The organism is Micromonospora chalcea (genome assembly GCF_002926165.1).
GTDB lineage: Bacteria > Actinomycetota > Actinomycetes > Mycobacteriales > Micromonosporaceae > Micromonospora > Micromonospora chalcea.
This window is the reverse complement of sequence record NZ_MAGP01000104.1, coordinates 42,558-54,629: the sequence shown is the minus strand read 5'-3', so window position 1 is coordinate 54,629 and position 12,072 is coordinate 42,558. Positions and strand designations below refer to the sequence as shown.

13 protein-coding genes are annotated in these 12,072 nt (G+C 72.4%); 6 read left to right on the top strand and 7 right to left on the bottom strand.

From position 1 onward, the window contains the following. Positions 1-21: 21 nt before the first annotated feature. From BAW75_RS11925 to BAW75_RS11915, 3 genes are read right to left on the bottom strand one after another with little or no spacing between them, the layout of a single operon-like run. The gene (locus BAW75_RS11925) at positions 22-1,029 is read right to left on the bottom strand and encodes an SDR family NAD(P)-dependent oxidoreductase (protein ID WP_069089944.1); all 1,008 of its coding nucleotides are present in this window, start codon (positions 1,027-1,029) and stop codon (positions 22-24) included. Positions 1,030-1,078: 49 nt separating this feature from the next. Continuing rightward, positions 1,079-1,975, bottom strand: a complete 897-nt coding sequence (locus BAW75_RS11920) for an NAD-dependent epimerase/dehydratase family protein (RefSeq protein WP_104113608.1) — start codon at positions 1,973-1,975, stop codon at positions 1,079-1,081. Further along, positions 1,972-2,700 carry a sugar phosphate nucleotidyltransferase gene (locus BAW75_RS11915; protein ID WP_069089945.1) on the bottom strand — a complete coding sequence of 243 codons (729 nt, stop codon included), beginning with the start codon at positions 2,698-2,700 and terminating at the stop codon, positions 1,972-1,974. The genes BAW75_RS11920 and BAW75_RS11915 overlap by 4 nt, the downstream gene beginning before the upstream one ends. 148 nt (positions 2,701-2,848) lie before the next feature. On the opposite strand from BAW75_RS11915, the gene BAW75_RS11910 reads away from it, so the two are divergent. Then, the gene (locus tag BAW75_RS11910; protein ID WP_104113607.1) at positions 2,849-3,778 is read left to right on the top strand and encodes an NAD(+)/NADH kinase; all 930 of its coding nucleotides are present in this window, start codon (positions 2,849-2,851) and stop codon (positions 3,776-3,778) included. Between the two features lie 3 nt (positions 3,779-3,781). On the opposite strand, the gene pgm is transcribed toward BAW75_RS11910, so the two are convergent. Together pgm and glgC are read right to left on the bottom strand one after the other, a co-directional pair. Beyond that, positions 3,782-5,425 carry a phosphoglucomutase (alpha-D-glucose-1,6-bisphosphate-dependent) gene (gene pgm / locus BAW75_RS11905; protein ID WP_069089946.1) on the bottom strand — a complete coding sequence of 548 codons (1,644 nt, stop codon included), beginning with the start codon at positions 5,423-5,425 and terminating at the stop codon, positions 3,782-3,784. A gap of 33 nt (positions 5,426-5,458) precedes the next feature. After that, a complete protein-coding gene (gene glgC, locus BAW75_RS11900) occupies positions 5,459-6,691 on the bottom strand; it encodes a glucose-1-phosphate adenylyltransferase (protein WP_043325096.1) in 1,233 nt (410 codons plus the stop codon). Positions 6,692-6,785: 94 nt separating this feature from the next. Between glgC and glgA the strand changes: the two genes are divergently transcribed. Both glgA and BAW75_RS11890 read left to right on the top strand, forming a co-directional pair. After that, positions 6,786-7,979, top strand: coding sequence for a glycogen synthase (gene glgA, locus BAW75_RS11895; protein ID WP_064447489.1), 1,194 nt, complete (start codon positions 6,786-6,788; stop codon positions 7,977-7,979). Between the two features lie 152 nt (positions 7,980-8,131). Then, positions 8,132-8,686 (top strand): Uma2 family endonuclease, encoded by a 555-nt coding sequence (locus tag BAW75_RS11890; RefSeq protein ID WP_244206088.1) that lies wholly within the window; start codon positions 8,132-8,134, stop codon positions 8,684-8,686. A 16-nt stretch (positions 8,687-8,702) separates the two neighbouring features. Here the strand turns inward: BAW75_RS11890 and BAW75_RS11885 are convergent, their stop codons facing one another. Next, complete coding sequence (locus tag BAW75_RS11885; protein ID WP_104113606.1) at positions 8,703-9,158, bottom strand: type II toxin-antitoxin system VapC family toxin; 456 nt, start codon at positions 9,156-9,158, stop codon at positions 8,703-8,705. Beyond that, complete coding sequence (locus BAW75_RS11880) at positions 9,148-9,387, bottom strand: AbrB/MazE/SpoVT family DNA-binding domain-containing protein (RefSeq protein ID WP_104113605.1); 240 nt, start codon at positions 9,385-9,387, stop codon at positions 9,148-9,150. Before BAW75_RS11880 ends, BAW75_RS11885 begins: the two co-directional genes overlap by 11 nt. Before the next feature lie 61 nt (positions 9,388-9,448). Here BAW75_RS11880 and BAW75_RS11875 point away from each other — a divergent pair, with 61 nt between their 5' ends. The 3 genes from BAW75_RS11875 to BAW75_RS11865 are packed head-to-tail and all read left to right on the top strand — an operon-like array spanning position 9,449 to position 12,067. After that, on the top strand, positions 9,449-10,192 hold the full coding sequence (locus BAW75_RS11875; protein ID WP_104113604.1) for a class I SAM-dependent methyltransferase: 744 nt from the start codon (positions 9,449-9,451) through the stop codon (positions 10,190-10,192). Between the two features lie 31 nt (positions 10,193-10,223). Continuing rightward, entirely contained in the window at positions 10,224-10,841 is a 618-nt protein-coding gene (locus tag BAW75_RS11870) for a TetR/AcrR family transcriptional regulator (RefSeq protein WP_104113603.1), read from the top strand. After that, positions 10,838-12,067 (top strand): NADH:flavin oxidoreductase, encoded by a 1,230-nt coding sequence (locus tag BAW75_RS11865; RefSeq protein ID WP_104113602.1) that lies wholly within the window; start codon positions 10,838-10,840, stop codon positions 12,065-12,067. The genes BAW75_RS11870 and BAW75_RS11865 overlap by 4 nt, the downstream gene beginning before the upstream one ends. Positions 12,068-12,072: the final 5 nt, after the last annotated feature.

Sequence of the window (12,072 nt, the reverse complement as noted above, 5' to 3'; positions counted from 1 at the left end):
CGGCACCGAGCTTGGAACCCGTCACACCGCCCGGTCGGAGCGGTAACGCGCGAGATTGGCCGGATCGAGGAACCACTCGACTGTCGCCTTCAGCCCCTCGTCGATGCTCGTGACGGGCTGCCACCCGGTCCGCGACCGGAGCAGGCCGGCGTCGCCGAGCAGGCGTTCCACCTCGGACTCCGCCGGGCGGAGCCGGGACTCGGTGACCACCACCTCCGGCTGGGCGCCGAACATCGCGGCGATCTTGCGGACCAGGTCGCCGACCGAGGTCTCCCGGCCCGTCGCGGCCTGGAACACGCCGCCCACCACAGCGTCGTCGGGTGCCGTGCCGACGGCCTGGAACGCGGCCACGGTGTCCGTCACGTAGAGGAGGTCCCGGGTGGTACGCAGCGCGCCCAGCCGGATCACCCCGTCCTCCTTCGCCAGCTGGCTGATGATGGTGGGGATGACCGCCCGGGTGGACTGCCGGGGGCCGTACGTGTTGAACGGCCGCAGCGTGACCACCGGCAGGCCGAAACTGAGGTGGTAGCTCTCGGCCAGCTTGTCCGCGCCGATCTTGGAGGCGGAGTACGGCGACTGCCCGCGCAACCGGTGCTGCTCGGTCATCGGGACCGTGGTGGCCGTCCCGTACACCTCGCTCGTAGAGGTGACCACGACCCGGCCGACGCCGGCCGTCCGCGCGCTCTCCAGCACGTTGAGCGTGCCGGTGATGTTGGTGTCCACGTAGGACTGCGGCGCGAGATACGAGTACGGGATGCCACCCAGCGCGGCCAGGTGATAGACGGTGGAGGCGCCGTCGACAAGCCGCTGCACCATCCCCCGGTCGCGGATGTCCCCCGCGACGACCTCGACGCCGGCCAACTGGTCCGGGCCGAAGGTGTCCAGCCAGCCGTGCGATCCGGCGCCGTTGTAGCGCACGAGGGCGCGTACCGGGTGGCCCGCGGCGACGAGGGCCTCCACCAGGTGGGAGCCGATGAAGCCACCGGCTCCGGTCACCACCACCGGCCCGTCGGACGACTGTGCGGTCATGATTCGCTCCTCCTCTTCACCGGTCCGGCCGTACCGGTACCGGGTCGGCTCAACGAGCCGGCGCAGCCGCCGGAGCCGCCTGGCTCCACAGCGCGCCGACCGAGTCGTACAGGTCGTGTTCGGGCGTCCACCCCAGGACCGAGGCGGCCAGGCCGACGTCGGCGCGCATCCAGCCCACGTCGGCGGAGCGGGGGGACGGCGCATGGTCCTCCCGGACGCGGACCGGCCGGCCGGCCGCCGTGACCAGCAGGTGGACGGCGTCGCGCACGGGCACCGCCCGGCCGCTCGCCACGTTGAGGACACGGGCTCGCGGCGCCGTGACGGTCACCGCCCGCCCGACCGCGGCGGCCACGTCCCGCACGTCCACGAAGTCCCGGTACGCGTCCAGCGGGCCGGTGCGCAGGTCCTCGCCGGGCGCGAGGCGCGACAGCAGCGCCGCCACCCGGCCGAGCAGCGTCGTGCGGGGCATGCCGGGACCGACGGGGTTGAACACCCGGAGCACTACCGCGTCCACCCGGCCGGCTGCGGCCGACAGCTCCGTGAGGCGGGTCGCCGCGGCCTGACTCACGCCGTAGGCACTGACCGGCGCCGCTGGCAGGTCCTCGGCGGCCGCAGCGCCGAACGGAACGGGACCGTACTCGGCGGCGGAGCCGAGGCGGACCAGGCGGGCGCGGGGCGCGGCGACGGCGACGGCGTCGACCAGCTTGGCGGTCACCAGCGTGTTGGCCCGGACGAGGTCCTCGGCGGTGCCGCTCACCGCGCCGGCACAGTTGACCACCGCATCCGGCCGGACGGTGTCGAGCAGCGCACGCAGCGTCTCCGGCGCCGCGGTGACCAGTTCGCACTCGTCGCGCGACGGGCACGTGAGGTCCGCCGTGGCGGCCAGCTCCCGTCGTACGTGCGCGCCGATGAAGCCGGAGGCGCCGAAGAGGAGTACGCGCATCATGCCCCGGCCGGGGTGCCGGCGGGCAGGAGCAGGTCCCGGACCTCGGCGAAGCACCGGTTGGCCTCGTCGTAGTCCTCGGGGCGGCCGATGTCCAGCCAGTAGCCGTCGAACTCGTAGCCGGCCGGTGGTTCGCCCCGCCCCAGCAGGTCGAGCACCAGCTGGTCGAACCCGAACGGCTGCCCGACCGGGTAGCGGGCGATGGTGCTGCGGGAGAGTCCGTAGACGCCCATGCTCACCCGGTAGTGCAGGACCGGCTTCTCGGAGAAAGATGTGATCTTGTCGCCGGCCAGTTCAAGAACCCCGAAGTCGATCTTGACGGTACGCCGGTAGGTGGCCACCGTCAGCGGCGCGCCCGACCGCGCGTGGGTGGCCAGGAGGTCGGCGTAGTCGAGGTCGGTGAGCACGTCGCCGTTCATCACCAGGAAGTGCTCGGGCAGCCGGTGCCGGATGCCGAAGAGCGGGCCGATGGTCGACAGCGGCCGGTCCTCCTCGACGTAGTCGACCGCCAGGCCGAACCGGGAGCCGTCGCCGACGAAGGCCCGGATCAACGCGCCCAGGTGGTTGATCGCCAGGGTGACGTGGGTGAAGCCGCGATCGGCGAGCTGCCGCAGGACGATCTCGAGGATCGCGTAGCTCTCGCCGATGGGCACGAGCGGCTTGGGCAGGGTGGAGGTGTAGGGACGCAGCCGTACTCCCGCGCCGCCCGCCATGATCACGACATGCATCGACTCTCCACTCGTTCCCCCGCCCTACCTCGCGTCCAACGAACCGGACCCACCCGGGGGTACGGAAATCACCTGTTCGGGGGCGTTTCCCCGGCTTCGCGCCCGCGGGTGGGCCCGCCGCCGCGCGCCGCTGTGATGAGCTGTACCGGTGGCGGGAGATGTGCTGGGGCTGGTGCTGCACCCCACCCGGGACGTCTCCGAGGTGGTGCGGATCATCGTGGACTGGGCGGCCCGGCACCGGATCACCCTCGCCGTACGCGCCGAGGACCGTACGCGCGTGCCGGCCGCGGTGGAGGCGGTCGCCGCGGACGAGCTGGCCGACCGCTGCGCCGCGCTGATCAGCATCGGCGGCGACGGCACCATGCTGGGCGCGCTGCGGATGGCCGTACGCGACCCGAAGCCGGTGCTCGGCGTCCACCTGGGCCGGGTCGGCTTCCTGGTCGAGGTGGAGCCGCCGGACCTGCCCCGGGCGCTGGAACGGCTGGTGGAGCACGACTTCACCGTCGAGTCGCACGCCTGCCTGGCCTGCGACGTCTGCGGCGACGACGTGGTGGCGTTCAACGACATCGCCCTGGTCCGGCAGCCCGGCGCCGGGTTCGTCACGGCCACCCTGGCGGTGGACGGCCAGCGGTACGGCTACTACCGCTGCGACGCGCTGGTGGTGAGCACGCCGACCGGCTCGACCGCGTACAGCTACGCCGCCGGCGGCCCGTTGATCTCACCGGCCACGGAGGCGATGGTGGTGACGCCGTCGGCGCCGATGGCCGGGATCTCCCGCTCGGTGCTGCTCTCCGCGCACGAGACGGTGCACCTGGAGCTGCGCGCGGACTCGGCGCCGGTGGCGGTGGAGATGGACGGGCTGCTGATCCGGCAGGCGGCGACCGAGGGCTCGGTGCACATCCGGTACGTCAAGGACGCCGGCCGGGTGGTCCGCCTCGACCCGCGCCGCTACCAGGAGCGCAACCAGCTCAAGTTGAGCCTGCTGGGCACGCCGCTGCTGCCGGACCAGCTGCGCGAGCTGTTGCCGGACGGGTTGCGGGAGCAGCTCAACCGCCGGGAGCTGCCCCCGCCCCGGTGACCGTCAGGACGCCCCGAGCACCCCGTCGACGAGCGCCTTGGCCTCCTCCTGGATCCGGGCCAGGTGCTCCGGACCCTGGAACGACTCGGCGTAGATCTTGTAGACGTCCTCGGTGCCGGACGGGCGGGCGGCGAACCAGCCCGACTCGGTGGTCACCTTGAGGCCGCCGATCGCGGCGCCGTTGCCGGGCGCGGTGGTGAGGATCGCGGTGATCGGCTCACCGGCCAGCTCGGTGGCGGTGACCTGCTCCGGCGAGAGCTTCGCCAGGACCGCCTTCTCCTCGCGCCCGGCCGGGGCGTCGATGCGGGCGTACGCGGGCGCGCCGAAGCGGTCGGCCAGCTCGGCCCAGTGCTCGCTGGGCGTACGCCCGGTGGTGGCGATGATCTCGGCGGCGAGCAGGCAGAGCAGGATGCCGTCCTTGTCGGTGGTCCAGGTGCCGCCGTCGCGGCGCAGGAACGACGCGCCGGCGCTCTCCTCGCCGCCGAAGCCGACGGCGCCGTCGAGCAGGCCGGGCACGAACCACTTGAACCCGACCGGGACCTCCAGCAGCGGGCGGCCGAGGTCGGCCGCGACCCGGTCGATCATCGAGGAGGAGACGAGCGTCTTGCCCACCGCCGCGGCCGGGCCCCACTGCTCCCGGGTACGGAACAGGTGGCCGATCGCCACGGCCAGGTAGTGGTTGGGGTTCATCAGGCCGCCGTCGGGCGTGACGATGCCGTGCCGGTCGGCGTCGGCGTCGTTGCCGGTGGAGACCGCGTAGTCGTCCCGGGCGGCGATCAGCGAGGCCATCGCGTTCGGTGACGAGCAGTCCATCCGGATCTTGCCGTCGCCGTCGAGCGTCATGAACCGCCACGTCGGGTCCACCAGCGGGTTGATCACCGTCAGGTCGAGGCGGTGCCGGTCGGCGATCTCCCCCCAGTACGCCACGCTCGCCCCGCCCATCGGGTCCGCGCCGATGCGCACCCCGGCGTCGCGGATCGCGTCGATGTCCAGCGCGGCGGGCAGGTCGTCGACGTACCGGGCGAGGAAGTCGTACCCCCCGGTGGTGTCGGCGGCGCGCGCCCGCGCGTACGGGATGCGTCTCACCTCCTTGAGCCCGGCGGCGAGGATCGCGTTCGCGCGGTCCTGGATCCACTTCGTGGCGTCGGTGTCGGCGGGCCCGCCGTGCGTGGGGTTGTACTTGAAGCCGCCGTCGGACGGCGGGTTGTGCGACGGGGTGATCACGATGCCGTCGGCGAGGCCGCTGGTGCGGCCCCGGTTGTGGGTGAGGATGGCGTGCGAGACGGCGGGCGTCGGGGTGTAGCCGTCGCGGCTGTCGCGCAGCACGGTGACGCCGTTGGCGGCGAGCACCTCCAGCGCGTCGGCCTCGGCCGGCGCGGAGAGCGCGTGGGTGTCCCGGCCGAGGAACAGCGGCCCGTCGAGGCCCTGCTCGCGCCGGTAGTCGCAGAGCGCCTGGGTGACGGCGAGGATGTGGTCGGAGTTGAACGCGTGGCGCAGGCTGGACCCGCGGTGCCCGGAGGTGCCGAAGGAGACCTGCTGCGCCGGGTCGTCCGGGTCCGGGTGCTCGGCGTAGTAGGCGGTGACCAGCCGGGGCACGTCGACCAGATCGTCGGGCTGCGCGGGCTGGCCGGCACGGGGGTGGGCCACTGCGGGATCCTCCTCGGGTTGCGGTGGTGCTGCTCAGGGCTCGACGCGCTGGCCCTTGCCGATCACGACGATGCCGTTGTCGGACACGGTGTAGCGCTGGCGGTCCTTCTCCAGGTCGACGCCGATCTCGGCGCCCTCCGGGACGTGGACGTTCTTGTCCAGGATCGCGCGCCGGACGACCGCGTGGCGGCCGATCTGGACACCCTCCATCAGCACGGCGCCGTCGACGTGCGCCCAGGAGTGGACCTTCACCTTCGGCGACACGATCGAGTTCTCCACCAGCGAGCCGGAGATCACCGAGCCGGGCGACACCATCGAGCTGACCGCACGGCCGACCCGCTCGCCCCAGGCGTGCACGAACTTGGCCGGCGGGTACGGCGGCTGCTCGGTGTAGATCGGCCACTCGAAGTTGTAGAGGTTGAACACCGGGTGCACGTTGATCAGATCCATGTGCGCGTCGTAGAACGAGTCGAGCGTCCCCACGTCCCGCCAGTAGCCGCGGTCCCGGTCGGTGCTGCCCGGCACCTCGTTGTCCTTGAAGTCGTAGACGTTCGCCTCGCCGCGCTCGACCAGCATCGGGATGATGCTGCCGCCCATGTCGTGCTTGCTGGTCTTGTCCGCCGCGTCGCGCTCGACCGCCTCGCACAGCGCCTTCGTGGTGAACACATAGTTGCCCATCGAGGCGTAGATCTGGTCCGGCGCGTCGGGCAGCCCCACCGCGTCGGTGGGCTTCTCCCGGAACGCGCGGATGCGCTTGCCGTCCTCGCCGACCTCGATCACGCCGAACTGGTCGGCCATCGACAGCGGCTGCCGGATGCCGGCGACCGTCACCCCGGCGCCGGAGGCGATGTGGTCGTCGACCATCTGCCGGGGGTCCATCCGGTAGATGTGGTCGGCGCCGAAGACGATCACGTAGTCGGGCTGCTCGTCGTTGATCAGGTTGAAGCTCTGGTAGATCGCGTCGGCCGAGCCGGCGAACCACCACGGGCCGCGGCGCTGCTGCGCCGGCACCGGCGTGACGTAGTTGCCGAGCAGCGTCGACATCCGCCAGGTCTTGGTGATGTGCCGGTCCAGCGAGTGCGACTTGTACTGGGTCAGCACGACGATCTTGAGGAAGCCGGCGTTCGCCAGGTTGGACAGGACGAAGTCGACCATGCGGTACATCCCGCCGAAGGGGACGGCGGGCTTCGCCCGGTCGGTCGTCAGGGGCATCAGGCGCTTGCCCTCCCCGCCGGCCAGGACGATCGCGAGCACCTTGGCAGCCATGCTCAGACGCTAACGACCCGGAACCGACTTCACCACTCGGACGCCCACACTTGCGCACCGCGTGCGACACGCCGCTCTGCACTAGGGTGCGGGCATGGCACCGATGCGCGTCGACCTGCTCACCCGCGAGTACCCGCCGGAGGTGTACGGCGGCGCCGGCGTGCACGTGGAATACCTCGCCCGCGAGCTGCGCCGGCTCGCCGACGTGCGGGTGCACTGCTTCGGCGCGCCGCGCGACGAACCCGGCGTCACCGCGTACGCCGAGCCGGCCGCGTTGGCCGGCGCGAACGCCGCGCTGCGGGTCATGGGCGTCGACCTGGAGATGGCCGCCGGCACGGCCGGTACCGACGTGGTGCACAGCCACACCTGGTACGCCAACCTGGCCGGGCACACCGCGAAGCTGCTGCACGGGGTGCCGCACGTGGTCACCGCGCACAGTCTGGAGCCGCTGCGCCCGTGGAAGGCCGAGCAGCTCGGCGGCGGGTACGCGCTCTCCTCCTGGTGCGAGCGGACCGCGTTCGAGGCCGCCGACGCGATCATCGCGGTGAGCGCGGGGATGCGCCGCGACGTGCTCACCGCGTACCCGGCGGTTAACCCGGACCGGGTCCGCGTGGTCTACAACGGCATCGACACCGCGCAGTACGCCCCGGACCGGAACACCGACGTGCTCGACCGGCTCGGCATCGACCCGTCCCGGCCCAGCGTGGTCTACGTCGGGCGGATCACCAAGCAGAAGGGCCTGCCGTACCTGCTGCGCGCCGCCCGCGAGCTGCCCGCCGACGTCCAGCTGGTGCTGCTGGCCGGCGCACCTGACACGCCGGAGATCGGCGCGGAGGTCGAGGAGCTGGCCGCCGAGCTGCGCGCGAAGCGGTCGGGGGTCGTCTGGGTGGCGGCGATGCTGCCCAAGCACGAGGTGATCCAGGTGCTCACCCACGCCACGATCTTCGTCTGCCCGTCCGTGTACGAGCCGATGGGCATCGTCAACCTGGAGGCGATGGCCTGCGAGACGGCGGTGGTGGCGACCGCCACGGGCGGCATCCCGGAGGTGGTGGCCGACGGCGAGACCGGACTGCTGGTGCCGATCGAGCAGGCCGGTGACGGGTCCGGCACGCCGCTGGACCCGGAGCGTTTCGTGGCCGACCTGGCCGCGCGCATGAACGAGTTGCTGGCCGACCCGGAGCGGATCGCCGCGTTCGGGGCGGCCGGGCGGCGGCGCGCGGTGGAGCACTTTTCCTGGGACGCGATCGCCCGCCAGACGCTCGAGGTCTACCGCTCGGTGGGGGTGTAAGGAAGGGCACCTTCTTAACGCCTGCGGTAGAGGAAGGGCACCTTCTTGACAGTCCGCCCGAGACGACGGCCCGGCCCGGACTGCGGCACGCCGCACACCGTCCGGCGCGTCCGTGTCGGCCGCGAGCGCGCTCGGCCCGGTACGATTCCGGCATGAGCGCGGAGGCGGTGGGCAGATCCATGCCGTCGACCGTGTCGCTCGACGACCTGACCGCGATGATGGCCGCGGACGAGCACCATCGATACGAGATCAGCCCTGAGGGAGTTCTCTCGATCATGCCGCCGCCGGGATACGCCCATGCGATCATCGCGACCCGGCTCATGGTGTGGCTCGCCCAGGGCGGCGTACCGGCGGATCACGTCGCCCAGGCAGTCGGGCTGCGCATCCCGGGCCGGCACGGCGGCGTCGGTGGACGCATCCCCGACCTCGTGGTGTGGAGCAAGACGCAGGCCGACGGCGTGTGGCTGCCACCGGGCGACGTGCTTCTCGTGGTCGAGATCGTCTCGCCCGGCTCCGAGGGCATCGACACGGTGACCAAGCGCGGCGAATATGCGGGAGCGGGCATCCCGCAGTACTGGGTCGTCGAGCAGGACCCGGCGCAGACCGTCACGATGCACCGCCTGAACGGCTCGCGTTACGACGTACGGGCCACCATGCCGCTCGCCTGGGTCCTCAACACCACACCGGTCGAGCACGACCTCGGCTGACGGCCCTGGCGGAACATCAATCGTCGGGCGCGATGAGGGTCAATCCGGGAAAGTAACTGCGGTAGCGGCTGCTGTCGCGGGTCAGCAGCCGGTAGCGGCAGACCGCTGCGTGAGCGCCGATGTAGAAGTCGGCGATCGGCGAACGCTTGGCATCCCCACGCGACCGGTGCCGCGCGTACGCCTTGCCGGCCAGGAAACCGGCCGGGTAGGGCAGTTCCTCGCGGAGGAAGTCGGTGGCCGGCAGCGCGTCATCGAGGTCCTCCACGCGGGCGAAGCGCACGGACACCTCGGCGTAGACGATCGGGTTGATCACCAGGAGGCCGGCATCACGGGAAGCGGCCAGGGCGTCGCCGGACCAGTCTGCCCACTTCGGGTCGTCGGTGAAGATGTCCAGCAGGACATTCGTATCGACGAGGGTCGCGACCGTGTCGGTGGCTCGGCCCGCCACGGCCCGGACCCGCTCACTCGCCACGGAGCAGTTCCATCAGCTCATCTGTCGACATGCCCTCGACCTCTCGAGCAGCGCCTCGTCCACGCATGCGCCGGACCAGGCGTCGCCCACGGGTTTCCGCGTCCTCGACGCGCACGATGCGCAGGGCGCCGCCCTCCTCGATCACGTCCACCTCGTCGCCCTCGTGCAGGTTGTGCCGCGCACGCAGCTCAGCCGGGATGGTCACCTGCCCCTTGCTGTTCAACCTCATCGCGGTCCTCCTGTCACGTAATACAGATGATACGTGTCACAGGCCGAAGTAGGGTCGCCCGATGCCCGATGCGACCTTCGCCCATCCGCGCCTCGCGCCGGTCTACGACGCGTTCGACGGCGACCGGGACGACCTGGCCGCCCACCTCGCGCTCGCCAGGGCGTTGGGCGCGCGCACGGTGCTCGACGTGGGCTGCGGGACGGGGTCGCTGTCGGTCCTCCTGGCCCGGCACGGGCACACGGTCGTCGGCGTCGACCCGGCCGAGGCGTCCCTCGACGTCGCGCGGGCCAAGGACGGGGCCGGCGCGGTCCACTGGATCCACGGCGACGCCACGGCGCTGCCCGCGCTCGACGCCGACCTCGCCACGATGACCGGGAACGTGGCGCAGGTCTTCCTGACCGACGCCGACTGGGGGCGGACGCTCCAGGGCATCCACGCCGCGCTCCGGCCGCAGGGGCATCTCGTCTTCGAGACCCGGCGTCCCGAACACCGCGCCTGGGAGGAATGGGCGACTGACACCGGCCCGGTCGTCCGGTCTGTCCCGGGCGTCGGGCGGGTGGAGCGGCGTCTTCGGGTCACCGCGGTCGACCTGCCGTTCGTCTCCTTCCGCTTCACCTACCGGTTCCTGACCGACGGGGCGGTGGTCACGTCGGACTCGACGCTGCGGTTCCGCGACCGCGACGAGGTCGAGTCGAGCCTGACCGCCGCCGGATTCCGGGTGCTCGACGTGCGGGAGGCGCCTGACCGCCCCGGTCGGGAGTTCGTCTTCGTCACGCAGCGGCGTCGGCCTGCCGCCGATTATTGACGCTTCCTGCCAAAAATGCTTCACTGGTCACATGGCCTCGGACAACCTGCCCGCGCGGCGCCGACGTGGCCGGCCCACGGTGCTCGATCCCGAAGCGGTCGGCACCGCGGCCCTGCGGCTCTGGGCGGAGCGCGGCTACGGCGCCACCGGCTGGGACGACATCTCCGCGGCCACCGGCATCAGCGCCCGCACCCTGATGCGGCACTTCCCGTCCAAGGCCGCCCTCGCCTGGGTGGGGGTGCCCGCCGCCACCCGGCGGCTGTCCGAGGCGTTCCGCACGCTGCCCCTGGACATCCCGCTGTCGGACGCGCTGCGCGCCGCGGTGGTCGCCTCCGTCTCCGACGACGCGCTCGTGCTCAGCGCGGGCGGGTACTGGATGCGGGTCGTCGCCGAGGAGCCCGAACTGGCGGAAGCCTCCGCCCGCGCCTACGCGCCCTGGACCGAGGCCCTCGCCCGGGAGATCGCCCGGCGCCGACCGGGAGCGCCGACGGCGATCTACCAGGCCGTCGCCGCCGCGTACCGCGAGGCGGCCCAGGGCGCGCTGTACGACTGGGCCCGCGGCGGCCCCGACGGCTCGCCCGCTAACGCCGTCGACGCCCTGCTGCGCCGGCTGGACATCCGCATCACCACACCCGAGGAAGCCCCGTGACCACCACGCGCCCGATTCCCGACCCGCTCGCCCCCGCCACCCTCGGTCCGGTGCGCCTGCGCAACCGCGTCATCAAGTCCGCGACCTTCGAGGGGGCGACCCCGGACGCCCTGGTCACCGACCGCCTGATCGAGTACCACACCGCCGTGGGCCGCGGCGGCGTCGGCATGACGACCGTCGCCTACCTCGCCGTCGCGCCCGAGGGGCGCACCGAACGCGGCCAGATCTACTGGCGGCCCGAGGCGCTGCCCGGGCTGCTCCGGCTGACCGAGGCGGTGCACGCCACCGGCGCCAAGGTCAGCGCCCAGATCGGCCACGCCGGGCCGGTGGCGAACTCCCGCTCGAACGGGCTGCCCTCGCTCGCCTCGTCGGCGCGGTTCAACCCCCTGGCGATGGGCTTCGACCGCGCCGCGACGCACGACGACATCCGCCGCATCGTGGCCGCACACGGCAGCGCCGCCGCGGCGGCGCGCGAGGTGGGCTTCGACGCCGTCGAGGTGCACCTGGGCCACACCTACCTCGCCGGATCGTTCCTGTCGCCGAAGCTCAACCGGCGCCGGGACGAGTTCGGCGGCGCGCTGGCCAACCGCGCCGAGTTCCCGCGCCGGATCCTGGCCGCCGTCAAGGAGGCAGTCGGCGACGACGTGGCCGTCATCGCCAAGATGAACATGAGCGACGGCGTACGCGGCGGGTTCGACCTCGACGAGTCGATCCCGTTCGCCCGGATGGTGCAGGCCGACGGGCACCTGGACGCCCTGGAGCTGACCGGCGGGTCCTCGCTGCTCAACCCGATGTTCCTGTTCCGGGGCGACATCCCGCTGGCGGCGATGGCCGCGCCCCAGCCGCCGCTGCTGCGGCTCGGCATGAAGATGTTCGGCCGGTTCCTGTTCCGCGACTACCCCTACCAGCCGCTCTACTTCCGCGACCTCGCGCTCCGGTTCCGCCGCGAGCTGTCCATGCCGCTGATCCTGCTCGGCGGCGTCACCGACCTCGACGGGATGCGCACGGCCATGAGCGACGGCTTCGAGTACGTCGCGATGGCCCGCGCACTGCTCCGGGAGCCGGATCTGATCAACAGGATCAGCCGCGACGCCACCGCCCGGTCGCGCTGCACCCACTGCAACCTCTGCGCCGCCAGCATCTTCACCGGCACCCACTGCCCCCTGGACGCCGAGGGGACGGCGGCGCTCGTCGCCGCCGGCACCCGGCCCGTCGTCGCCCCGTAGCAAGG